Origin of the sequence: Lactobacillus sp. B3795, from assembly GCF_026535805.1 — a bacterium.
Lineage (GTDB): Bacteria > Bacillota > Bacilli > Lactobacillales > Lactobacillaceae > Apilactobacillus > Apilactobacillus kunkeei_C.
In genome coordinates, this window is the sequence record NZ_JAFNPE010000006.1 from 122,581 (window position 1) to 147,922 (window position 25,342).

At 35.9% G+C, this 25,342-nt stretch carries 21 protein-coding genes, 1 pseudogene and 1 other annotated feature; of the genes and pseudogenes, 6 read left to right on the forward strand and 16 right to left on the reverse strand.

What is annotated here, in order from left to right; all coding sequences use genetic code 11:
* Positions 1 to 128: 128 nt before the first annotated feature.
* From J3U50_RS03915 to J3U50_RS03925, 3 genes are all read right to left on the reverse strand, one after another.
* Complete coding sequence (locus tag J3U50_RS03915) at positions 129 to 785, reverse strand: hypothetical protein (RefSeq protein WP_301945608.1); 657 nt, start codon at positions 783 to 785, stop codon at positions 129 to 131.
* Between the two features lie 89 nt (positions 786 to 874).
* Entirely contained in the window at positions 875 to 1,837 is a 963-nt protein-coding gene (locus J3U50_RS03920; RefSeq protein ID WP_301945609.1) for an NAD(P)H-quinone oxidoreductase, read from the reverse strand.
* Between the two features lie 302 nt (positions 1,838 to 2,139).
* Positions 2,140 to 2,532, reverse strand: coding sequence for a tautomerase family protein (locus J3U50_RS03925; RefSeq protein WP_054604646.1), 393 nt, complete (start codon positions 2,530 to 2,532; stop codon positions 2,140 to 2,142).
* A gap of 159 nt (positions 2,533 to 2,691) precedes the next feature.
* Positions 2,692 to 2,900, forward strand: a binding site (T-box leader).
* 59 nt (positions 2,901 to 2,959) lie between these two features.
* Between J3U50_RS03925 and asnS the strand changes: the two genes are divergently transcribed.
* Positions 2,960 to 4,348 (forward strand): asparagine--tRNA ligase, encoded by a 1,389-nt coding sequence (gene asnS, locus J3U50_RS03930; protein WP_053791592.1) that lies wholly within the window; start codon positions 2,960 to 2,962, stop codon positions 4,346 to 4,348.
* Positions 4,349 to 4,404: 56 nt separating this feature from the next.
* Positions 4,405 to 4,950 (forward strand): NADPH-dependent FMN reductase, encoded by a 546-nt coding sequence (locus tag J3U50_RS03935; RefSeq protein WP_301945610.1) that lies wholly within the window; start codon positions 4,405 to 4,407, stop codon positions 4,948 to 4,950.
* 18 nt (positions 4,951 to 4,968) lie between these two features.
* Here J3U50_RS03935 and J3U50_RS03940 read toward each other — a convergent pair whose 3' ends face one another.
* A complete protein-coding gene (locus tag J3U50_RS03940) occupies positions 4,969 to 5,295 on the reverse strand; it encodes a hypothetical protein (RefSeq protein WP_301945611.1) in 327 nt (108 codons plus the stop codon).
* A 176-nt stretch (positions 5,296 to 5,471) separates the two neighbouring features.
* Between J3U50_RS03940 and J3U50_RS03945 the strand changes: the two genes are divergently transcribed.
* Entirely contained in the window at positions 5,472 to 5,978 is a 507-nt protein-coding gene (locus J3U50_RS03945; protein WP_054607997.1) for an HdeD family acid-resistance protein, read from the forward strand.
* A 52-nt stretch (positions 5,979 to 6,030) separates the two neighbouring features.
* Here the strand turns inward: J3U50_RS03945 and J3U50_RS03950 are convergent, their stop codons facing one another.
* Positions 6,031 to 6,900: a GRP family sugar transporter gene (locus tag J3U50_RS03950; protein ID WP_054607996.1), complete on the reverse strand. Its 870-nt coding sequence runs from the start codon at positions 6,898 to 6,900 to the stop codon at positions 6,031 to 6,033.
* Between the two features lie 238 nt (positions 6,901 to 7,138).
* The gene (locus tag J3U50_RS03955) at positions 7,139 to 8,029 is read right to left on the reverse strand and encodes a magnesium transporter CorA family protein (RefSeq protein WP_053796395.1); all 891 of its coding nucleotides are present in this window, start codon (positions 8,027 to 8,029) and stop codon (positions 7,139 to 7,141) included.
* Between the two features lie 174 nt (positions 8,030 to 8,203).
* Between J3U50_RS03955 and J3U50_RS03960 the strand changes: the two genes are divergently transcribed.
* The gene (locus J3U50_RS03960) at positions 8,204 to 9,535 is read left to right on the forward strand and encodes an MFS transporter (protein ID WP_237756976.1); all 1,332 of its coding nucleotides are present in this window, start codon (positions 8,204 to 8,206) and stop codon (positions 9,533 to 9,535) included.
* 48 nt (positions 9,536 to 9,583) lie between these two features.
* Here the strand turns inward: J3U50_RS03960 and J3U50_RS03965 are convergent, their stop codons facing one another.
* Complete coding sequence (locus J3U50_RS03965; protein WP_054605434.1) at positions 9,584 to 10,369, reverse strand: glucose-1-dehydrogenase; 786 nt, start codon at positions 10,367 to 10,369, stop codon at positions 9,584 to 9,586.
* 74 nt (positions 10,370 to 10,443) lie between these two features.
* Complete coding sequence (locus tag J3U50_RS03970; RefSeq protein WP_301945612.1) at positions 10,444 to 11,544, reverse strand: SLC13 family permease; 1,101 nt, start codon at positions 11,542 to 11,544, stop codon at positions 10,444 to 10,446.
* Between the two features lie 162 nt (positions 11,545 to 11,706).
* Between J3U50_RS03970 and J3U50_RS03975 the strand changes: the two genes are divergently transcribed.
* Positions 11,707 to 13,743 (forward strand): KUP/HAK/KT family potassium transporter, encoded by a 2,037-nt coding sequence (locus tag J3U50_RS03975; RefSeq protein ID WP_301945613.1) that lies wholly within the window; start codon positions 11,707 to 11,709, stop codon positions 13,741 to 13,743.
* A gap of 43 nt (positions 13,744 to 13,786) precedes the next feature.
* Here J3U50_RS03975 and J3U50_RS03980 read toward each other — a convergent pair whose 3' ends face one another.
* The 8 genes and pseudogenes from J3U50_RS03980 to cdaA all read right to left on the reverse strand — a co-directional run bounded on the left by J3U50_RS03980 (position 13,787) and on the right by cdaA (position 24,509).
* The gene (locus J3U50_RS03980) at positions 13,787 to 14,974 is read right to left on the reverse strand and encodes a PLP-dependent aminotransferase family protein (protein WP_054607991.1); all 1,188 of its coding nucleotides are present in this window, start codon (positions 14,972 to 14,974) and stop codon (positions 13,787 to 13,789) included.
* Between the two features lie 658 nt (positions 14,975 to 15,632).
* On the reverse strand, positions 15,633 to 15,941 hold the full coding sequence (locus J3U50_RS03985) for a hypothetical protein (protein ID WP_034532024.1): 309 nt from the start codon (positions 15,939 to 15,941) through the stop codon (positions 15,633 to 15,635).
* Positions 15,942 to 16,130: 189 nt separating this feature from the next.
* Positions 16,131 to 17,168: pseudogene (locus J3U50_RS03990) on the reverse strand (ABC transporter ATP-binding protein); the annotation flags it as partial.
* Positions 17,169 to 17,233: 65 nt separating this feature from the next.
* Complete coding sequence (locus J3U50_RS03995; protein WP_301945614.1) at positions 17,234 to 18,895, reverse strand: glucosaminidase domain-containing protein; 1,662 nt, start codon at positions 18,893 to 18,895, stop codon at positions 17,234 to 17,236.
* Positions 18,896 to 19,187: 292 nt separating this feature from the next.
* Positions 19,188 to 21,011 (reverse strand): glutamine--fructose-6-phosphate transaminase (isomerizing), encoded by a 1,824-nt coding sequence (glmS, locus tag J3U50_RS04000; protein ID WP_301945615.1) that lies wholly within the window; start codon positions 21,009 to 21,011, stop codon positions 19,188 to 19,190.
* Between the two features lie 304 nt (positions 21,012 to 21,315).
* Positions 21,316 to 22,668, reverse strand: coding sequence for a phosphoglucosamine mutase (gene glmM / locus J3U50_RS04005; RefSeq protein WP_054607987.1), 1,353 nt, complete (start codon positions 22,666 to 22,668; stop codon positions 21,316 to 21,318).
* Between the two features lie 36 nt (positions 22,669 to 22,704).
* Positions 22,705 to 23,664: a YbbR-like domain-containing protein gene (locus tag J3U50_RS04010; protein WP_054607986.1), complete on the reverse strand. Its 960-nt coding sequence runs from the start codon at positions 23,662 to 23,664 to the stop codon at positions 22,705 to 22,707.
* Complete coding sequence (cdaA, locus tag J3U50_RS04015; RefSeq protein ID WP_053791576.1) at positions 23,664 to 24,509, reverse strand: diadenylate cyclase CdaA; 846 nt, start codon at positions 24,507 to 24,509, stop codon at positions 23,664 to 23,666. Before cdaA ends, J3U50_RS04010 begins: the two co-directional genes overlap by 1 nt.
* A 160-nt stretch (positions 24,510 to 24,669) precedes the next feature.
* On the opposite strand from cdaA, the gene J3U50_RS04020 reads away from it, so the two are divergent.
* The gene (locus J3U50_RS04020; protein WP_054607985.1) at positions 24,670 to 25,329 is read left to right on the forward strand and encodes a DUF1361 domain-containing protein; all 660 of its coding nucleotides are present in this window, start codon (positions 24,670 to 24,672) and stop codon (positions 25,327 to 25,329) included.
* Positions 25,330 to 25,342: the final 13 nt, after the last annotated feature.

Below are 25,342 nucleotides of genomic sequence, written 5' to 3' on the forward strand. Positions count from 1 at the left end.
TAAATATTGCAAGAATACTATACACAAGTTACAATTTTTCCCAATTTCTTTACAAATTATTAAATATTTGGTTACAAATTGTAAAATTTTTAATCTTGACATTTTTAAAAACAACAAAAGACGCCTATTTAGGCGTCTTTTCGTTTCATATTCTTTATTAATATAAAAATACCAAGTAATAAAATTATCAAACCAATTCCTAATCCAAATAAGCCCGTGGATTGTGATGCATTCGGTGCATGTTGGGTTGATAAGATTGCGTACTGAGTAATGACAATCGCTAGTAGCCCATCGATGACGTTTAAAGATTTCAAGTACATGATCAATGAATTATATAAGTGCCTGGATTGAATCAAACCGACGATTGAAGAAATGATTTTAACAAAACCAAAGGTCGCGATAATTAGCATTACAACCTTACTATATGTCTGCATCCCACCAAACCTATACATATACAAACAAATGGCTGAAAGAACCCCACCTAATACAATATAGAATAATCCACCAACAATTAAGTATTCTCTTTGGGCATAGGAGCTATTGTTGATACGTTGCTTTGTGTATAGGTGTAGGAAGATGCAACGGGTGATAAACATAATCAAGTAATATACACCGAATATTAGGAACCATCCAGATAGGTAAACGGCTGCAATAATGATTTTAAAAATGGCAAATAACAAATTTTCAATCGTATTTAATGATGCATAAATCGCGTGTTGATCGCTTTTTTCTGATACATGCTTATGTAAATTAAGTTTCTTAGCAATCACTTCTAATATGTTCATTTCACAGCTGCCTTTCGTCTTCTTTTAATATAGAATACCCAATTATTGATTTTCAGTAAACAAAAAAGACGCCTATATTAAGCGTCTTACTACTTAACGTTTAAAACGATTTTTCCTGTATTTTTCTTTTCACGCATGCATGTCAAAGCCTGTTCTGATTCAGATAAATCAAACTCGTTGCTGACATGTAATTTGATCTTATCATCGTCCAACAGGTCATAGACATCATTACTGAAGTCACTGATTAGTTTGGCCTTGTATTCGTTACTTCTAGGTGACAATAATGTTCCAGTAATTGAGATTCTTTTACCAATAATATCCATGATATTAACGTCTTTAATCTCACTTCCACCAAGGTTACCAATTAGAATGATTTGGCCGTCCATTGCAACTGATTTGATGTTTTGTTGATAATAACTGGCACCGATGAAGTCTAAGATTAAGTCGGCACCATGCCCGTCGGTAATTCTTTGCACCTCTTCTGCAAAGTCACTATTGCGATAATCAATTGCGTAATCGGCACCATAGTCTAAACAAATATCGGTCTTCTTAGTACTAGATGTTGTAATGACGGTAGAATTTGTAAGTAGTTTAACCAATTGAATTGCGGCGGTTCCTACCCCACTGGCTCCCGCATGAATTAAGATCGTTTGATTATCTTGTAGTTTACCAATTGTGAATAATGTTTGATAGGCGGTTAGAAAGCTTTCAGGAATGGTGGCCGCTTTTTTGTAATCAATGTTGTCTGGAATTGGCATTAATCGTTCTGACGGAACAGCGATGTATTCAGCATACCCACCGTTATCTATCAATCCCATTACCCGGGTTCCTTCATTATATTTTGTATCATTTCCGTCAACGACTTCTCCAGCCATTTCCAAACCTAATACAGTTTCTTCTGGTTTAACCTTTTGATCTGCCCATAACAAATCAACATGATTAACGCCGACTGCATGAATTTTGACCAAAACATCCCCATTATTTAGTTCTGGCATCGGTGCATCTACCAATGAATTCGATTTTTTTGCGCTGGCAATATTAACCACTTTCATATATATAAACCTCACTCTTTTATTTTCATTTAAGATAGACAACGTGTCTAATCGGTGTATTTACTAGTTTCTAAAAAAATATATTAGCTACTTTTAACCCAGTGATTAAATTCATTTTATTTCGTTTAATACTTCTACTGGTATATATTAATTTTTTTACTAAACTTTTAGTTAACGATGCCGCCACATCGTGCTATTATCGACTTGAAGCTGATAACTTGATACACCTTTTCAACTCAGCTTGTTATCTTAACTTACAAACTAACTCTACATAAAAAGTGCGGCTCAATAACCGCACTTTTTTATTTTAGTGGACCATCAATAAATTGAGCGACTCCGTTTCCAAAACTCCAATCTTCATCGGTATTGGTAGTCAAGTTAATCATTAAGTCGGTCTTCTTGATGCCTAGCTTGTCTTCTAATTGTTCAGCCAAGTCGTGGTAGAACTTCAACTTCTGTTCCTTAGTTCTTGGTCTGGTAGTAAGACTAAATACAACAACGTCGTTAGTACGATCAAAACCTAGTCCGGTATCTAGAATGTTCATTTCAAAGTCTTCATGTTGAGTTAGAATTTGGTATCTATCTCCATCTGGAGCACCGAAGCAGTCTAGCATGACATGGTAAGAAATATCCATTAGTTGTTTTAAGTAATCGCGATCGTGGCCTTTGATTACGTCAATATTCATTTTTGGCATTTTGCGTTCCCCTTACATAAAATAAGTTATTTAATGAAACCATTATCCAATATGTACATATCTAATGCAATCAATACGCTTTTTTGTCTTTGCCCTACTTTTATATTGTAATTAATGTCAAAATAGTGGTAATATTTAAATGTGAAAAATAGTTAATATGATAGAACTATAAATACGGATGAGTAGTTGATGAATCTTATCAGCGAGTTAAGGATAGTGAGAGCTTAATAATACTTTCATCAATGAATAACACCTATTTGTTTTCGTTTTGAATCTTTAGTAGAGACGAACGCACATCAAAGCGTTATTTGATTGAGTGGCCTATTTATAGGCACTTTAGGTGGTACCGCGGAACTTTCGTCCTAATTTTTTGGGCGGAAGTTTTTTATTTACCGCTATTTATAGTTTACGGAAAGGCGTGAATCACATGACACAACTTAGTGTTAAGGATCTATACACTAAAGATCTAGAAGATAACACAACAGTTTCTCTTGAAGGTTCAATTAAGACCATTCGTGGTTCAAAAAACATCAGTTTTATCGAATTAAACGATGGTTCTTGCTTCAAGAGTGCTCAAATTATCGTTAAAAAGAGTAACGAAAACTTTGAACAAATCAGCAAGCTTCCAATCGCTTCAACAATCACTGTTGAAGGTGCCTTTGTGAAGACTCCAGATGCCCCTCAACCTTTTGAAGTGCACGGAGAAAAGGTAGAACTAGTTGGTCGTTCAGACTCTGACTACCCTCTACAAAAGAAGAAGACTTCGTACGAATTCCTACGTACTATCGCTCACTTGCGTCCACGTACTAATACTTTCTACTCAGTATTTAGAATTCGTTCACTAGCTGCATTTGCAGTTCACGAATACCTACAACACAATGACTTCGTTTACGTTAACACCCCAATCATCACAAGTAGTGATACTGAAGGTGCAGGTGAAATGTTCAGAGTTACAACTATGGACATGGACAACCTTCCAAAAGATGACCAAGGTCACGTAGACAACTCAAAGGACTTCTTCAAGACTGAAACTAACCTAACTGTTAGTGGTCAACTTCCAGAAGAAGCATTCACTATGGCATTCAAGAATGTGTATACTTTCGGTCCTACTTTCAGAGCTGAAAACTCACACACTCCTCGTCATGCTTCTGAATTCTGGATGATTGAACCAGATATGGCATACACTCGCCTACCAGGTATGATGGATGTTGCTGAAGGTTTACTAAAATACGTTATCAACTACGTTTTAGATCATGCTAAGGATGAACTAGAATTCTTAGATGAAAACGTTAAACCCGGTCTAATTGAAAAACTGCAAAAGACTGCTAGCGAAGACTTTGCCCGTGTTACTTACACTGACGCTGTTAAGTTACTTCAAGATGCAGATGTAGAATTCAAGGTTCCAGTTGAATGGGGAATTGATTTACAATCAGAACACGAAAGATACTTGTGTGAAGATGTCTACAAACGCCCTACTTTCTTAACTGATTACCCAAGAGATATCAAGGCATTCTACATGCGTGATAACGACGATGGTAAGACTGTTGCCGCTGCTGACTGTTTAGTACCAGGAATTGGTGAAATCGTTGGTGGTAGTGAACGTGAAGAACGTTACGATGTCTTAAACGACAAGATCAAAGAATTTGACTTAAACCCAGAAGAATACGACTGGTACGAAGACCTACGTAAGTACGGTGAAATCAAGCATTCCGGTTTCGGTATTGGTTTCGAACGTTTAGTTATGTACGTTACTGGTATGGAAAACATCAGAGATGTTATCCCATTCCCACGTGAACCAGGTAGCGCTAAATTCTAATAAGTTTTAAAAAGAGCATTCGTTTAGAATGCTCTTTTATTAAAGGAGATTTTACAATGAAAAAAGTTGGTATCATCATTGGTAGTAGTCGTCCAAGTAGAATCAGTCCGGAAATCGCAGATTGGTTAAACCAACAACTATCTTCAGATCAGTTTGAAACAGAAATCATTGATTTAGCCAAAGTTAACCTTCCCTTCTTAGATGAAGAAGAAGTTCCAGCCAAGCAGGAATACAAACAAGAACACAGTATTGAATGGAGTAACAAGATCAAATCATTGGATGCGGTCGTATTATTATTCCCTCAATACAACTGGAGTTTTCCAGCCGTCTTAAAGAATGCGGTTGATTATTTAGCTTCCGAATGGAAAAACAAGATTGTGGCGTTAGCATCATATGGAAGCCACGGTGGTCTTCAAGCACAAATGTCATTTAACATGATTGCAGTCGGATTAAAGATGCAACCTACCAGCGTCAATCCACTATTAACCATTAACGATGAAATGTTTGATGAAGACAACCACTTCAAAGACATTAACAATGCCTTCTCTTCTCAAGCATACAAGGTTGAACTACTAAAGGAAGAACTTAACCATCTTCTATAGACAAAAAAGACAAGCAGATTATTCTGCCTGTCTTTTTATTTTGCCATCAGGATTAATTTCGAAGATGCCTAAATCACCCTCGTGACCCAATTGAATCTCTTCTTTTGAAATTGCTTGGACAATAAATAGCAACTCATCAACATCAAAACCACGTGGAACCATGATTAGTTGATTATCTTCTTTGGCTAAGTAATCTGATAATGCCTTTTCAGCGTCAATAAACGTTTCAACCTTGGCTGATTGATTAACTAAATTCGTGTCTGGAAAGAAGTAACCAAACTCACCTCTAAATTTAACCTTGATTAGGTTTTTATGGCGTTCTAAAACTGTAATTACTCTACCCATGGTTTTCCCCTCAATCGTTTTTAATAATCACAATTATACCGATAATTCATGATTGTTTGAAATATTTTAGCTTTTCGCCATAAACGTTAAAAATTCTTTAAATTACGCGTCATAATGATTTCGAATCATTAGTTTGAATTATAATTAAGATAAGCCAACTAAAAGAGGTGAAATTCATGAATAGAATCAATGAATTTGATCCATTCTCATTTATTGTCGGTATCTTAGGTGTCATTGCTGGAATTATTTCAGTATCTAGACCTGATGTAGCATTTAGTACTGTCGTACTTATCGTTGCGGTATTCTCAATCATTAGAGGTATTTTCAAACTTACCCACATGACTGATATCTTCGACTCAAAGGGTTGGATCATTTTTAACAGTATTTTGGATATCTTAATCGGTATCTTAATGCTATTCAACGGTGCATTCGGAATGTTATACATTGCAATCTTCTTTGCAATCATGTTCATCCTGGACTCACTAACTGCATTATCACTTGCTAAATACGTTAAAAACGTCAGCCACGGTTACTACATTATGGATGTTATCTTTGCTATCCTAGGTGTAATCGTTGGTATTTTATTACTAATTTCTCCAGTAGCATCTGCTCTATCAGTTGCTTTCTTGGTTGGAATTTTCTTCTTAGTGAGCGGAATCTTAATGATCGTTCATTCAATTTAAATCCAATAAAAAAAGACCTGCCAAAAACTGGCAGGTCTTTTTTTATGCTTAATTATTCTAAGTGACCGATTAAGACTGCGGAAACCACAATCATTAGTAAACCGATAACTGTAAAGATGATTTCTTTTCTGTTTTTGTTTTCCTTTAGGATAATTAGACCACCTAAAGTTGAAACAACAACGTTCATTTGAGTTAATGGGAATGCGTTAGCAACACCGTTTAACTTCAATGAAGTTAGGTATGCTAGAGTACCTAGTCCACCTAGTAAACCAATGATTCCACTCTTGAGTGTAACCTTTGATTTTAGGTAACCAAATGCTTCTTTACCGTTCAATACGAATGTAACGATAACAGCACCTAAGAACATACCGAATGTTTGTGGTAGTAATCCAACTAATCCAGAAGCATTAGTAATTCTTGGGAATACTGAACATGCAGTGTAACCAAATGATCCAATGATTAGTAGAGGCATACCAGCCTTGTAATCAAGCTTCTTTCTAACAACTCCCTTGTCCACGTAACTGGTACAAGTAGTTCCTAGAATTAATAGTGCGATACTTAAGAAACCAATTAACTTGGCTAATGGAGAACCCCATTCACCGAAGAAGATAACCCCACAAAGTGGAATTTCAATTAATTGAAGACCAGTTGAAATAGGCATTGCAGTAGAAACGTTCATCTTAGTGAATGAGCTAAATTGCATGTATTGAGCAACGGCCCATGCAACCCCACCTAAGAATGGCCATAGGAATTCTTGGAATGAAATCGCAGGTCTAGTAAATAGGTAGATAATAATACCAATTGCTAATTGACCATATCCAGTTCCTAACACTTGTTCAACAGGTTTACCACCAAACTTAGTAGCGATTAGTGGTCCTACCCCCCATAGAAGAGCGGGTAATATTCCGATTAAGATATCCATCTTAACACTTCCTTTTTATACTCTGATTATAATTATAATATCTATTTTCATTTTAATGAAGTAAGTCGAAAGTGACTACTCCACCATTTAACATTTTTCATTATACATTTATCCTAATGCATAGTAAAGCGCTTACATAAAAAATTACCATTTTTACTTTCTCTTAATATTTCAAGCCGTTTTATAACTTCGACCAAATAAAAAGCCAACTATGAAATGCATAATTAGCTCGTTACTTTTATAAATCGTGATGTTTCTTTAGGTAGTAAATCATCCAGTAGATAATGGCTACGGTGATAACTAGTGTGAAGAACCATGACCAACTACTGTTAGCGAATGGTAAGACGTTAACGTTCATCCCATAGAATCCACTAATAATTGGTGGAATTGCTAGGATTAATGACCAAACAGTCAACACCTTCATAACATCGTTTAGGTTGTTATTAATGATGTTACTGTATGTATCTTCAATTTGACTAACAATTTCGTCTAGCACGTCGAACATGTACTTACTTTCCTCGTATTCAACGGCGACATCGTCGATGTGTTGATCTTGACGTTGGTTAAATGAAATTGGAATTTCAAAGTTATCACTAGACTTTTGTAGTTGATTGATTGACATGATATTGGCAGCGGTAGCTGTCTTTAGGTATACCAAGTCATTCTTTAGAATCGCAATTTCGTTTAGATGTCGATTGTTAACACTATTCTTACTACGCTTGTTTTGTAGATTTTCAACAGATTCATTGATTTGATCTAGCTTGTTCATGTATGGTTTGTTGATTCTTTGTAGCATGTTAAACACCATATCAAACTTGTTACATCTAGTTTCTTGTTTGATACGGTATCTTGAATCACTCTTTGTGATAATTAAGTCATTTGTAAACGCAATGACAACCGGTGAAGTTTGTACGTTTTCATCTTGTCCACTGATTAGCGCGCGCATAATCATGACGGAGTACTTCTTAACCGGGTCATATTCAAAACGTGAATGTTCATGGGCATCTAGCATATACCCTTTTAAGATATTTGGTAGTTTGTAGTCATCGATGGTTTCAACAACTTCCTTGGTGTTGGCATCGACCATTTCAACCCATGTTGAATCAGTTAGTTGATGAATTTTAATCAATTAAATTGCCCCCTTTTATTTCGCACGTCAATATATTTTTATTATTCCAGTATCACTTTCATCAGTCAAACCATAACATTAATCTTAAAAAAAATTTATGATATACTTTTTTAAGTATAAATATAGGAAAGGAACTGATTTATTATCAGCAATTATATTAAAGTCGCACTATTGATGGCTTCAAGTCTATTCATGCAATTTCTAGATGCGACAATCGTAACAACCGCTTTACCGTACATCGGAAGAAGTCTTAATGTTCCTACTTCTTCTCTTTCACTAACGGTAAGTATCTACTTTATTACTATGGCTATCTTTATCCCATTAAGTGGATGGATTGCTAAACGAATTGGTAAGAAAAACGCCTGGTTATTGGCAACCTTACTATTCGTCTTAAGTTCATTAGGTGATGCCGTTGCACCTACATTCTCATTCCTATTAGCGAGTCGTTTTATCCAAGGTTTTGCCGGATCACTAATGACTCCTACCGCTCGTTTAATCATGTTGGAAAAGACACCTTCAAACCAACTACTGAGAATGGCTAACTACCTAGTATGGCCTGCACTAATTGCTCCGGCAATTGCCCCTATCATTGGTGGGTTCTTCGTTAAGTATCTTACTTGGCAATGGATTTTCTTAATTAACGTGCCAATCGGACTATTAGCAATTATTATCGGTATTAAATTAGTTGAAAAAGATACTCAAAAGAGCCGTACCAAGTTTGACTTCTTAGGATTCATCGAAATCGCTATCTCATCTGGTTTCATCCTAATCGGTGCTGAAATCGCCACTTACGGTAGAGAATACTGGCCTACAGCTGGGATTTTAGTATTAATCGGTCTATTAATGATTCTAGTAGTCGGCCATCATTTATCACATGTTGATAACCCACTATTTGATATCAAGGCATTGAAGGTCAGCTCATTTAGAATCTATCAAACCGGTGGAACCTTCCTATGGTTATCCGTTGGTGCCCTTCCTTACCTATTAACAGTATACTTACAAACTGTCTTCCACTGGTCAGCATTGGTTGCCGGATACTATGTCATCTTCGTTTTCATCGGAAATATTGGTATCAAGCCATTTACAAACGTAATTATTAGACACATTAAGTACAAAGCTTCATTATTAATAGCATTATTTACTGTTGGAATCAGTACCGCTGCACTGGCATGGATTCAACCCACTACAATTGGTTTCATCATTGCTGGTCTAGCCTTTATTTCAGGTTGTGGTCGTTCACTAGCACTTACCTGCTACAACGCCGTTACATTCTCTGAAATTCCAATGAATGAAAGAAACTCAGCCAATACATTAAGTTCAGTATTGCAAACTATGGCACAAGGTTTAGGAGTTTCTTTAATCACCGTTGTTGTATCAGCACTATCAAGTTTTGTCAGTGTTAATACCGCATATGAATATGGATTTATCTTCTTAGGAATCCTAATGCTATACCCAATCATCGAAGTATTTATTCAACCTCGTGATTTCGGTAGCAAGGCATTATAAAAATAAAAAAGATGGTATCGAATTGATACCATCTTTTTTGGTGGAATTTTATCCACGACCATCTTTAAATTCTGGGTATAGTTTCATACCACCATCAACATAAATGGTTTCACCAGTTACGTATGATGACTCTGTAGAAGCTAACCATGCAGCGGCAGCAGCCACTTCTTCTGGTTTACCAATACGATTCATTGGAACTAATTCAGCTGTTTGTGCGTATAATTCAGGATCTGCGAACTTCTTAGCATTGATTGGTGTGTTAATTGCACCAGGCGCAATTCCGTTAACACGAATGCCTTGTTCAGCGTATTCCTTCGCAACTGTTTCAGTGAATAGTTTGCTTCCACCCTTTGATGCAGCATAATCTGCAAAGTGTGGCCATGAAATCAATTGGTGAACTGAAGACATGTTGATAATGTTTCCTTCACGTTTGTGATCCAAGAAGTAATTCAATGCTGCCTTGGTACCTAAGAATGTACCTGTTAAGTTAACATCAATTACTCGTTTCCAATCTTCAAGCGCTAGCTTGTGAGTTGGAGTTTCTTTTTCCATTCCAGCGTTATTGATGAATAAGTCCATATCACCAAATTCTTCAACAGCTGTCTTAACTAACTTGTTTACGTCTTCTTCTTTTGAAACGTCAGCTTGGACGGCAACTGCGTCTCCCCCGTTTTCACGAATTTGGTCAACGGCTTCTTGTGCCCCATTTTGATCTGAATGATAGTTGAACACTAACTTCATGTGTTCTTGTGCCAAACGAAGCGCAATGGCTTTTCCAATTCCCTTTGAGGCACCAGTAACTACCGCTACCTTTCCATTTAAATCTGTGTACATTAAAATCATTCCTTTCCAAAAGAATTCATTATTTTAATTATGACACAAATTCCACAAAATGAAATTTTCTGACATTAAATTAAGATAATCTTTAACAATGACAACACTAACAATAATATTAAGTTGATGAAAGTAAATTCCTTCAAAAATTTGCCACTCGCATGTGATGCATTCAGTGATACTTGTTTGTATGCCAATAAATTGGCCAATGAGGCAACCAAAGTCCCAAGTCCACCAATCGACACTCCATAATAGATGGATGTAAAATCAGCAGAAAATTTGGACAACAACACGGCCGAAGGAACATTACTGATGAACTGACTGGTGATAATCGATGTTATATAGGTATGAATGCCATCTTGTGTGAACTGATGAATCAATGAAACGACAAGATCAATGCGGCTTAGCATCCCCACAATCAAGAAAAAGAAGACAAACGACAATAATAGTGAGTAATCCACATCGGCGATGCTTCTAGGAGAAAATATTTCAACTACTACTAGAGTAATCAATGTATCAATCCAAATTGATAACAATGAAAACTGGGCTAGTAAGACTAATACAAACAATCCGGCAATCATTAATAAATGAATCTTATTGATTTTAATGTCTTCAGTTGGTGTTTCTTGTATTGGTTTGTTTTCACTAAACAAGATTAATACCATCATCGAAAGCATCCCCATTCCCAACAGTATCAATGAATTGGCAAAGAAAGACTGAATTGAAATATGGTAAAACTCAACTAAAAACACATTCTGCGGATTCCCAATCGGTGTAAACGCACTCCCTAAATTGGCCGCAATCGTAATTAACACCGTCGGATACACTATCGATAGCTTTAACTGTTTAGCAATCAAAATATACAATGGCACTAGTGTAATAATTGCAACGTCATTGGTCACAAACATCGACAATACAAAGGATGTGATTGTAATATAAGCAGTTATTTGGCGTGTTGTTTGGACATGGTTTATAATCGAGTTACTTATGTAAGCTAAAATCTTTGCTCGTTTAACTAACGAGATGATTAACATTAGGTTAAACAAAATCATGATGGTGTCTAAATCAATGTCTTTGATGTTCATTGGTTTGAATATTAATAGGATTAAAAAGATTTCAGATACAATCTTTAAGACCGTATCTGAAATAATATTTTTGAAAATTGTTCGTATCAATTTTTTGCACACCGTCCTGGTAATAATATTGATGTTACTAACCTATAATTTAACATTTAAAGAAATGTTTTTCAGATTTTTCTTTAAACTAGCTTAAATAAGTGGTAAATTGTACTTTATCAATGTGTGAATTTTACATAATTACTTTTGGAGGATTTAGTCATGAAAGCTAAATTTGATAAGATTTCCATTATGGGAATGCTAATCACCTTAGGAATTGTCTATGGTGATATCGGTACTTCACCTCTATATGTAATGAATTCAATTATTGGTAATGCTGGTAAGATGGCCAACATCAAACCATTCTACATAATTGGATCAATTTCATTAATCATATGGACATTAATGGTGATTACAACAATTAAATACGTATTGATTACGATGCGTGCTGATAACAACGGTGAAGGTGGTATTTTCGCCCTCTTCGCCTTAGTTAGAAGAAAAGCAAAATGGCTAGTTTGGCCTGCTTTAATCGGTGGTGCCGCATTGTTAGCCGACGGTACTTTGACCCCTGCGGTTTCCGTAACGTCCGCTCTTGAAGGTTTGAAAGGCCAACACTTTGGTCCGATTTCATTTAGTAATTCACAACAAAACGTCTTAATCATTACTTCATGTGTACTTTTGGTTTTGTTCTTAATCCAAAGATTTGGAACTGGAATCATTGGTAACTCATTTGGACCTGTAATGTTTATCTGGTTTACCTTCCTAGCAGTAATGGGAATTGTGAACCTACTAAAATACCCTGCTATCCTAGGTGCCTTTAACCCAGTATATGCGATTGAAATTCTATTCAGTCCCGTTAACAAAGCTGGTATTTTTATTCTAGGTAGTATCTTCTTGGCAACTACCGGTGCTGAAGCATTGTATTCAGACATGGGTCACGTTGGTAAGAAGAACATCTACGGTACTTGGCCATTCGTTTACTTTGCCCTAATCATGAACTACTTAGGACAAGGTGCTTGGGTTATCAACAATGCTCATAACCCACAATTTGCTAACTTAAGTAACTTAAACCCATTCTATGAAATGCTTCCTGATTCACTTCGTGGATTTGCGATTGTAATTGCCGCTTTAGCCGCAATCATCGCTTCTCAAGCATTGATTACTGGATCATTTACTTTAGTTGATGAAGCAATTGGTCTTAAGTTCTTACCTCGAATGATTGTTAGACATCCAAGTAACGTTCGTAGCCAAATTTACATTTCAACTGTTAACTGGTTCCTATGTATCGTTACCTTCATCGTTGTTTGGTCATTCGGTAGTTCAGAAAGAATGGAATCTGCATATGGTTTAGCAATTACAATTACTATGCTTATGACTACTGTTCTTCTATTCGAATACCTATCAGGTAAGATGAGAAGACTATGGGCTTTCTTCATCGCTGCATTCTTCGCAGTTATCGAATTTACATTCTTCATTGCAAGTATTATTAAGTTCGTTCATGGTGGTTTCGTTACTCTAATCATCATGGGTGCTATCCTAATCGTCATGATTCTATGGTACTTCGGTAACAAGCGTCGTGACCATTACGAAAAGGAAAGCGAATATGTTTCACTTACTCACTACAAAGATCAACTATCTGCTTTGAGTGAAGACGAATCAATTCCGCTATACACTTCTAACTTGGTATACATGACTAAGATTAAGAACGACTACCAAATCAAGCGTAGTACAATGTATTCAATCTTAGACAAGGAACCAAAGAGAGCTAAGGTATACTGGTTCGTTACTGTTAATGAAACAAGTAATCCTTATGAAAGTAACTACACTGTTGACTTGTTGGATACTAAGAACGTTGTTGACGTTCAACTATACCTTGGATTTAGAAAGCAACAAAGTGTAAGTATCTACCTACACCAAATTGTTAACTACCTAATCAAACAAGGTGTTATCGATCCACAAAAGCAAAAGTATACTTCAAATGGTAAACCTGGTAACGTTGGAGACTTCAAGTTCGTTATCATCAACGAACGTCCTTCTGACTTAGCGTTGAACTCAGAAATCAATGCCTTTGACAGACAATTAATCTCTGGACGTATCTTCCTACAAAACATCACTGCTTCCCCTATCTCATGGTATGGTTTGGAATTCAGTAATGTTATCGAAGAATCTTCTCCACTATTTATTACCATGCAACATGATCAATATTTAGTACAAAGAAAGATTTACCACTCAATTCATACAAGACATAACATATAAAATAAAAAGGACTTACCAAATTGGTAAGTCCTTTTTTGTGTGCTTAATTCATCATTTCATCAATGGCTGCGGCCATACGGCGAACACCTTCATGAATTTGATCTGCTTTCATGTTGGAGAAGTTCATTCTAAATGTTCCTGGGATTACTTCATCAGGATAGAATGGTTCCCCTGGTACAAAGGCAACATTATGCTTAACACAGTTGTTAAATAAGTCCATGGTATTAACGTTTCCGGGTACTTCTACCCAGATAAACATTCCACCTTCTGGATTACTATGCTTAACGCCTGCTGGGAATTGTTCATCAATTTCCTTTAACATAAGAGATGCACGTTCGTAGTAAACATCTGAAATAGCCTTAATATGTTTGTCTAAGTCGTTGTCTTCCATATATTGAGCAACGATAAATTGTGATAAGTTATCTGAATGTAAGTCAGCAGATTGCTTCATAACAACGAACATATCGATAAATTTCTTATCAGCCACAATCCATCCTAATCTCATCCCTGGGGCTAAGATCTTTGAGAATGTGTTCATGTACACCACTGTTCCATTCTTATCAAAGTGTTTAACTGGTGGTACAGCAACACCTGAGTATCTGATTTCACCATATGGGTCATCTTCTAGAATGGTTACACCATGTGCTTCTGCTAATTCAACCATTTTAGCACGACGTTCAGCAGTCATGGTACGACCGGTTGGGTTTTGGAAGTTAGGAATTGTGTAGATGAACTTAGTATCTGGATATTCACTTAATTTTTCATCTAAGGCATCCATCTTCATACCTTCTTCATCCATATCAACACCCACAACCTTGGCTCCATAACTTCTAAATACGTCTAACGCACAAAGATATGTTGGTTTTTCAACTAAGATAACGTCACCTTTATCAACCATCATCTTAGCAACTAAGTCGATTGATTGTTCTGAACCAGTGGTAATACAAACATTATCCACAGTGGTTGTTACTTCTTTGTTGGTTTGCATTCGCTCAACGATTAATTCTCGTAAATGCGGGTTACCGATTGCAGCGGTATATTGTAATGCTTCAGCACCGTGTTTTTCAAAAACCTTATCGGCTGCTTCGTGCATTTCCTTTACCGGGAATAATTCGGGTGCAGGTAGCCCACCAGCAAATGAAATGATTTCTGGATCACCAGCTACCTTTAAAATTTCTCCCACCACATCATTATCTACATTCGGTACACGACTTGAAAACTTGAAATCCATACAAAATCACTCCATTCTTAATAAAAAAGTTAACGCCTTTTTTTGCGTTAACAATAATATAGTACTGTGGGATTAAAATTTCAATAGTTTTCTAATCATTTTCTAATAATAATATAAATTATCTAGTAAAAACGACGTAAATACAGAATAGCAGGATAATTATTTCGATTATCAGTAAAATAATGCGATATAAGGCCCTTTCTCCTTTTTTATGGGTAAATATGTATGTTGTGTACATAAGCACCATTAGAACGCTAATAATTCCAGCTAGGATAAATCCAACAACATACATTACATTTGATCCACTGATTCCACTAATAATAAAAATGAGTGGAAAGATGTATAATGCGATATTTAATAATATTTCCTTAATAATTGTTTTCATGAATAATACTCTCCCGTTGTTAATATACCTAATCCTATCGTCGATAAGTGATATCGAATTGGTTTAATAATAACACGACAAATGTCGTACTTTTTTAATTTTTTTCAAATTTTTTATTGTCATACTAAATATCATCATTTATAATAAATAGTACATATTCAAGTCATCCCACTAAATGTTGCTCGTTATTTAGCTATTATTTTTTCGCAGCATTAGAAGTGGACACATATTATAAAAGGAAGTCATCAACCTACCGATGACTTCCTTTTTTTGTTATCCAACGTGATTTTCTTTTAGAATCATGGCCACTTCTTTTTCCATTTCTGGTGTCTTGGTCCATTCTTCAAAATGATCCATGCTTTCATCAGGCATTTCAAAATTTTCATTAATGTAGTTTTCGTAATTAATAACGTGTTCTGAATGCGGAATGTTTAGTTGCAGGATTCGAACTTCCTTAATGAATCCTCGTTCTGCAGCTAGTTCAGCTCTCCCGTTTTGAACCATGTTACTAATTTCCATGTACTTGGTACCATCTAATCTAGTAATTTGTTCAATTAAATCCAATGTTTCATGACTCTTCATTTCTTTAGCCATCTTAATTTAATCTCCCCTCGCAAAAAAAATCCGTTCAAAGAAAACGGATTTTTTTGATTATTTAATAGTTGCCTTTACTGATGATGTCTTCTTTTCAGTAGCGGTCTTTTTATGATGTTTCTTTGTAGTCTTCTTGTTATCTTTAGCAACACCCTTAGGTAATACTAACTTCTTAGTTGGTTTTACGATTGATGCTGGGTGTTCAATGATGTGGCTTAGTGGATGTCCTGAAACGTTAACTAAGCAGAAGAATAAAGTAGCGATAGTTACTAACCAAGTAAATAGAACTGATGTCTTAGGCATCTTTTCACTAATTACTGAACCGTAGAAACGCTTCTTAACCTTAGCGGCAACATGCTTATCGTCTGGATGTTGTGCTTGTTCTTCTTCAGTAACTTGTCTTTGGTATTCATCGATATCAAAGTCTTTTTGAATTTGTTTTTGTTCTGCTTCAAATTTAGCCTTATCTTTCTTAGATAGCTTCTTGAACCATTCAATAAACTCACGGTACTTAGTAGTTACTTCTTGAGTTTCACCAATCATTCTTAGCTTACCGTAGTTAATCCAAGCAACACGGTCACATAAGAATTCAATTTGTTTTAGTGAGTGAGAAACGAAGATAATAGTCTTACCTTGTTCTTTAAAGTCAGCAATCTTGTCCACACACTTTTGGTAGAAAGTATCATCCCCAACAGATAATGCTTCATCAATGATCAAGATGTCAGGGTTAATGTGTACGGCGATTGAGAATCCTAGACGTGATTTCATACCTGATGAGTAACTCTTAACCGGTTGGTCCACAAAGTCACCAATATCAGCAAATGAAACGATGTCGTCCATTAATGCATCGATTTCTTCGTTAGTTAAACCTTGCATCAATGACTTCAATCTAATGTTTTCTCTACCAGTTAGGTTCTTTCTTAGACCTGCACTAATAGCAACGATTGAAGTGTCACCCTTTACATCAACATAACCAGTTGTTTGAGGAATAATTCCAGAAATAATGTTAGAAATAGTTGATTTACCTGAACCGTTAACACCAATTAAACCAAGTGCTTCACCTGGTTTAACTTCAAAAGATACTCCCATTAGTGACCAGAAATGAGGAACATCAGTCTTAATGGAGAAAAATGATTTTAATTTATCAGCTTGTGTTTTGAACAAATCGTACTCTTTAGTTACGTTTTGAACCTTAATCTTATAATCTTCAGTCATTCTTAATACTTCCTATATTTTATTTCGATTTAATCATTATAAAACTAACTACCAATTATATCAAATTAATAAAAAAGTAGTGATTTGGCAGAAATCCAATAATTCTTATGATTTAAAACGATACGATACCAAGTAGTGTTGTACTCAGTTCTAATTCCCTTTAAATTAACGCCAACCTTATAATCTTTTGGCACCTTCACTTGTGACCAAGCGGTCTTTTGAACATGCTTAGAGGTACCAGGAATGTGGTTGTATAGAGCAAACTTACCGTAATTATTCAAATATGCATGTCCTGATGCTTTTGCATAAACTGATGACTTAGTGGTTGTCTTCTTTTTTGCAACCTTCTTAGCCTTCTTTTTAGTAACTTTCTTCTTTTCGGCCTTGGTGTAAGTAACACCTGTCTTGTTTATCCAAACATCCCCTAGGTTGGAAACATTGATACGGTACCAAGTGTTTTCCTTACCGTGATAAGTGTAGGTAGCAATTTGGTTTACGTTAAATGTTTGATCCTTATAACTATTGGATGAACCTAGTGATTTAGCTAATGTTTGAGAATTGAAAGCATTGCTGTATAGTCCACGGTTTCCGTGACTTAGTTTGGCCTTACCATTGTAATCTTTAACGTGAATGGTTGGAAAATCAATGGCCTTAGCACTTACCCAATAACTCTTGGCGTGCTTGCTAGTCTTGATTCTATACCAAGTAGTACTTGCACCCTTGTAGGTACGCACCGCTAAACAATCGACGTATACGTTACTTCCTGCTTTTAGATGACTAGGCCAATTGCCAGTCTCATTATTATCAGTAGTATCTTTAACGTGAGTGTATAAGTTGTAATTTGCAAACTTAGATGATAATTGGAAAGTTTCTAGCGGATTACCATATGTATAAGTAGCAGTCGCTAGTGTCTTCTCAGGCTTTGTAGTTGTGGGTTGAGTGTTAGTAGTATTATTTGTGTTTGTCGTGTTACTACTACTATTTGTGTTTATGTTTGTCGTGTTGCTACTACTATTTGTATTTGGCGTGCTTGGAGTACTTGGCGTACTTGTATTGTTATTGGTATTAGTAGTAGTTGATGTTGTATTACCGTCTAAGGCAGTTAGGTTATAAGTATTAATGATATTAGTTAACTTAGTAGCATAACTTGGATCGGTTGCATAACCATCTTTTTGGATGTTGTTTGCTGCTTCGAATCCGTCCTTAGATTGTGACTTAAATACGTTGGCATAACGTGAATTAACAGTTAGAAAAGTGGCGTAGCCTTGAAGACTGTCTATCACACTGTTATAGCTCTTAAAGTATGCGTCAGTGCTATATGCTTGGCCCTTGGAATTATATTCCGAAGTCTTTAGCTTAACACCGGTACCATCAAATGATTTAATACCAAACAAGTTGTTAGCAATTTGCGTTAAGTAACTAGTTCCATAACCACTTTCTAGCGCTGCTTGAGCAACCATTGTTGAAGCATATAGATTATTGCTTTTTGCAATAGATTGAGCAATTGGTGAAATTGTTGAAATAAAGTTGTCAGCAGTTAACTGTGATCCCAAAATGTTATTGGTTGAAGCATTCGTAACGTTTGTGGTAACAGTAGCTGCAGTGGCAGTATTATTTGCACCATTGTCTAAATCATCCGCATGTGAAACATAAACATGTCCTGCTGAAATAACGGCACTGGCACTCAGGACATACAGCAATGATTTGACGATCGGTTTTCTTCTCATAATTATTCTCTCTCCATTAAAAATCTTTTTATTCTCTCTTATCTCTTTACGCCTCTACGGCTGGCACTAAGACGGTTTTGTTGTTCCTTAAACTTATTAAAAGTCTTGTCCGCCTTAGCTTGTTTATTCGAATTGTTTTTTGTTTTCTTAGTAAATTTCATCAAAAACACTCCCAGTTAATGATTATAACATGTCACAGTAAATTTTTATAAAATCTTATAAGAAAAATTAGTCTCTTTTTAATTTTCATCAAATAAAAAAGAGTGCCAAAGGCACCCTTTTGGTTATTAAATTATTGAACAGTAACACTCTTAGCAAGGTTTCTTGGATGGTCAACATCTAATCCCTTGTTCAAACTAGTGTAGTAAGCCAATAGTTGAGCAGGAATAACACTCAATAGTGGTGTTAATAGTTGATCAACGTCTGGAATAACGATGTCATCGTTATCCTTAGCAAGTGATTCAGTAGCAATGGTAATTGCCTTAGCACCACGAGCCATAGTTTCTTCTAGGTTACTTCTAGTTAAACCAGCAGTGTTTGATTGAGTAATGATACCAACAACTGGTGTGTTTTCTTCAATCAACGCAATGGTTCCGTGTTTCAATTCTCCTGAAGCGAAACCTTCAGCTAGAATGTATGAAATTTCCTTTAGTTTCAATGATGATTCTAGTGAAACGAAGTAGTCAATTCCTCTACCAATGTAGAATGCACGGTTAGCATTAACGAAGTACTTCTTAGAAATTTCGTTAATCATTTCTTTTTCGTCAACAATTGATTGCATACCTGTGGCAACGAAACCTAATTGTTGTTTCAAGTTAAAGTCCTTAGCAGCCTTAATTTCTGATGATTCACCTAAAGCCTTAGCTAGGATTGCTTCAACAGTAATTTGTGCTGTGTAAGCCTTAGTTGATGCAACTGAGATTTCTGGACCAGCATGTAGTAGCAATGTGTAGTTTGATTCACGTGAAAGTGTTGAGTTAGCAACGTTTGTAATTGTTAAACTCTTGTAGCCTAATTGGTTTAGGTTAACTAATACTTCACGACTATCAGCTGTTTCACCACTTTGACTTAGGAAGATAAAGAATGGTTTCTTTGAAAGTAGTGGCATGTTGTAAGCAAATTCTGAAGAAACATGAACTTCAGTTGGTACTTGTGCCAATTTTTCAAATAATTCTTTACCAACTAAGCCGGCATGGTAACTAGTACCAGCAGCAATGATGTATAGACGGTCTGATTCTTTAATTGAATCTAATAGGTCGTCTTCGATTACTGGATCACCGTTTTCGTTTAGGTATTCAGCTGAAAGTTTTCTCATAACGTTTGGTTGTTCGTCAATTTCTTTTAGCATGTAGTATGGGTAAGTACCCTTGTCAGTGTCACTAGCATCGATATCAACATGGAATGGTTGTCTATCGGTTACGACTTCACCATCTTTGTTTTCGATAGTTACTGAATCTGGTTTAACAGTCACAAAGTCACCGTCATCCAATTCTAGAAAGTCATGAGTAACATTTAGCATTGCTAGAGAATCTGAACATACAACGTTGCAGTCTTCCCCTAGACCGATTAATAGCGGACTCTTGTTCTTAGCAACGTAGATAGTGTCTGGTTCTTCTCTATCCATTAATTGGAATGCGTATGAAGCACCCTTTAATAGTGATAGAGTCTTCTTAAATGCTTCTTTAGCATTTAGGTTTTCAGTTACAGCGAAGTGATCAACTAGTTGAACAACAACTTCTGTATCAGTTTGTGAAGTGAATTCAACATCACTTAAGTATTTTTCCTTTAAATCACGGTAGTTTTCGATAACACCATTGTGAACTAGGTAGAATCTCTTGTCTTGTGAGAAGTGAGGATGTGCGTTTTCGACAGTTACTCCCCCGTGAGTAGCCCATCTGGTATGCGCAATTCCTGCACTTCCGTTAATCTTCATATCATTTACGGCGTCTCTTAGATTACTAATCGCACCGGTTCTCTTTACAAGGTAATCCTTCTTACCTTCATCGTTTACGTATAATCCAGCAGAATCATAGCCACGGTATTCTAGTTTTTGTAAACCATTAACTAAAATATCAACGGCATTTTTGTTCCCTGTTACACCAACAATTCCACACATATTATATTTTCCTTTCACTCTATATTTATTAATTGTTTTAAATAAATTTATATCTTTTTTATCATTTTCGACATATTCTAGATTACAAGTTTTAATTATCAATGTCAATCGATAAATATCAAATTGGTATAGTTTATGAAAAAAATTCAAAAAATTGCGTCATGTTGGTATCAATAAGCGTAATAGAAACAAAAATTAAGATTAAATTCGACTCATTTTATACCATTTAAAAAATTGGTATGGACAAATTTACGGTGAAAAATGGCAATAAAAAAAGCAATCTAATTAGATTGCTTTTAATTTTTTATTCAATTCCAAAACGTTCTTGAACAACGTCTGCAATACGTTTAGTGTAGCCATCTACTAATTCTTGTGTTGGGGCTTCTGCCATCACACGTAGAAGTGGTTCAGTACCACTAGGACGAACCAGGACACGACCATCACCGTTCATTTCTTTTTCAACTTCAGCGATAACTGCCTTCACTTGATCATCAGCTTGGGCACCATCTTTATCGCTAACCTTAACGTTGATTAGTTGTTGTGGGTACTTAGTTACTTCACCAGCAAGTTCTGATAATTTCTTACCAGTGTCCTTCATTACATGTAGTAATTGTAAACTGGTTAGTAGTCCATCGCCGGTAGTGTTGAAATCTAGGAAGACGATATGTCCTGATTGTTCTCCACCTAGGTTGTAACCAGATTTGTTCATTTCTTCAACAACATATCTGTCACCAACCTTGGTTTGAACGTTATGCATACCATTTGCTTCCATTGCCTTGTACATACCTAGGTTACTCATAACAGTAGTTACCACAGTATCTTGTTTTAGACGACCGTGATCTGACATGTACTTACCACAAATGTACATAATCTTGTCACCATCAACTAGTTCACCGTTTTCATCAACAGCTAAACAACGGTCACCGTCACCATCAAATGCTAATCCAATTTCAGCACCTTGTTCTACAACCATCTTTTGTAGTTGTTCTGGGTGAGTTGAACCAACTTGGTCGTTAATGTTAATTCCATTTGGCATAGTTGCCATGGTTTCAAATTCGATACCTAAGTCAGCGTATAAACGTGAAACTAGGTTACTTGTTGCACCGTTTGCTGAATCAACGCAAATCTTCATACCTGATAAGTCATCAGGAACAGTTTGTTCTAGGAAACGAATGTATTTTTGACTACCTTCTGAGTAATCATCAACACTACCTAGACCCTTAGCTGATGGACGTGGTAAATCATCTTGGTCAGCTTCTAGAATTGCTTCGATTTCTTCTTCTAATTCATCTGATAGCTTGTAACCATCTGAACCAAAGAACTTGATACCATTGTATTCAGCTGGATTATGTGAAGCGGTAATCATAACACCGGCAGCTGCTCCTTGAGTTCTAACAAGGTAAGCAACACCTGGAGTTGTAACGACACCTAGTTGAAGAACTTCAATTCCGACTGATAGCAATCCGGCAATTAAAGCACTTTCTAACATTTGACCAGAAATTCTTGTATCTCTAGCAACTAATACTTGGGGTTGTCCTTCAGCTTGGCTGTGCTTGGTTAAAATGTAACCACCGGCACGTCCACATTTGAAAGCTAGTTCAGGGCTTAAATCTTTGTTAGCTACCCCTCTAACTCCGTCTGTTCCAAAATACTTCATAATTTTATCTCCATTCATCATTCGATTCTTTAAAATCTATTGTGGAATAACTGTTACTTTGATGTTTTCAGGATCGAAACCAGTAACGTTATTTAGATTCTTATCTAGTTCCACATTAATCACTTTCTTTGATGTAATTCCAGAAACATCAACATAAGCGACTACTTTATCAATTGATTCTAGCTCTTTTTTCGTTCCAAAAACCTTCACCTTATCAGTGTCTGATGTTAGTTCGTATTTTTGATTACTTGAGCCATTTTCAACCTTTAATTTTAGTGGAACGTTTTTATTATTTCCACTACTAATTGGCAAGTTAACAGATGTTGTTGATGGCGTCAAGATGACGTTAACAATTCTACCCTTTGAGTCTAATGCTTCTAAAACAGCTGAAGAGCTCATTGATTTCTTGGTGTTTTGTGGAATGCTTAGCTTAGCAACAACTTGCTTAATCTTAGCAATTTCGTTGGCTGCTCCAGTCACCTTCACCTTGTTGGTACCAAGAACTGGTTTGCCAGCTGAATAACCATCAGCAATGTTAGCTGATTCGTATTCGGCTTTGACTGGGAATTCCACTGTCTTTCTAGGTTGAATATTAACGTAGATATAACTCGGGTTGATGTAGTATCTTAATTCGTTGTTTAAGCCATCTTGATATAAACGAACCTTATGAGTTCCAACGCCTAGTCTGGAAAGATCAGCATACACCTTAAAGTTTTGTGTGTTGACTGTGGTAGTAACTAACGCTGTAGGTCCTACAATCTTAACTGATACCTTTTCAGGATATCCGGTAACAAAATACTTGCTGTTATCGACATTTAATTGTAGTGGCACTGAGATATTGGCTGACTTGTTAGAAGTCAATTGAGTAATGTCTTCAGAGCTACCATAGTTACTGCCTGAACCAAAAAGTTTTGACTGGTTAACATAAGCAAATAATAAGATGGCAAAAATCAATGCCAATAATCTTAGGTACCATGGGCTATTAAACTTCTTCATTACTTTTGCCCCCCTGTTGATTGCTTGATCTTGTCGAACCAATTAAAGATGGTTGTAAATAAGTTTTTATTCATTGAATCTTGCTTAGTAATCAATTGATCACGTAAGAACTTCATATAGTCGTCCTTATTCATTCCACGTAATAACTCGTTGTTCTTGGTAATTGATACTTCCCCTGTTTCTTCAGAGATAACAATTGTTAAAGCATCAGTTACTTCAGATATACCAACGGCTGCACGGTGTCTAGTTCCCAATTCCTTTGGAATTAGGTTACTTTGTGACAATGGTAGGTATGCAGCTGCCACGGCAACACGATTATTACTGATGATAACTGCACCATCATGTAATGGTGTGTTTGGAATAAATGTATTAATCAAAAGTTCACCGGTAATATCAGCATCTAGCTTAATTCCAGTTTCGATGTAGTCTTCCAATCCGGTATCCATTTGAATAGTCATTAAAGCACCAATTCTACGCTTGGACATATATTGGATGGCTTTATCAAGTTCCAAAATCATCTTTTCATTTTCAACGTTTTGGTTTTGTGCGTGTTTAATAATTGAGCCACGACCTAAATGTTCTAGGCCACGTCTGATTTCAGGTTGGAAAATAACAATAATCGCGATAACTCCCCAGTTAATAACTTGGTCAGTTAAGTATGATACAGTTGTGAATCCGAAGATTACACTGATAATTTTCACGATGGCAATTACTAAAACACCACGGAATAATTGGACAGCTTTTGTGCCCTTAAGTAAGATAATTACCTCGTAGATAATGAACCAAACAACTAAGATATCTAAAAGGTTACTTAGTGTTAAGATGTTACTCCAATTTATCCCCATACCTATTCCTCCATAATTTCATTCATATTTTATATTATATCACTCATTTTCGTTTATTTTTAGCATTATCATTTTTGATAGAATTTTTAAGTAATAATCATTCAATATTTGCCATTTAAGGGTTAAAATAGGGTTAATAATATTTTGAGGGGTCCAAATCATGTTTAAAAACGCACGTTGGCAAGTACGCCTATTTTTCATTTTGTGGATAATATTTTTATTCGTAGTCGCAAAGCCACCGTTTGAATTTTTAGTATTAAACACCTTCTTGGGTTACATCCCCATTGAACTGAGTTTGGAACTAACAAATAAGTACGTTGAAAAGTCATGGATTTTTTGGCCAATCTTTGCACTTTGGTTAATATTTTATCCAAATGCACCCTACCTATTGACCGATCTATTCCACTTATCACTACTTCAACCCTATGGAACAAACGGACTACTAAGATTATCTGCTCACATGTGGATGAACTACTCATTCTTAATGATTAGTGCTTTAGGATGCTCAATGCTTGGTTTCTACGGATTATTCCAAATCGTAAACCGTTGCTTCGCATTCTTCTCAATTCATTCCAAAGTGGCAAAAGTATTGCTAATCTTTGCTTTAAACGTTGTTTCATCAATCGGAATTTACGTTGGTAGATTCCTTAGATTCCACACCATCTACTTGTTATTCTCACCTCGTTTGGTGATCAAACAATTAACTGAGATGTGGACATTAAAAATGTTAGTATTTGTCTTCATCATGACAGTTGTTCAATGCTTTATCTACTGGATTTTATACCTAATCCTAAAAGATGTGAAAGATTCAAAAGAATAATAAAAAGACAGCC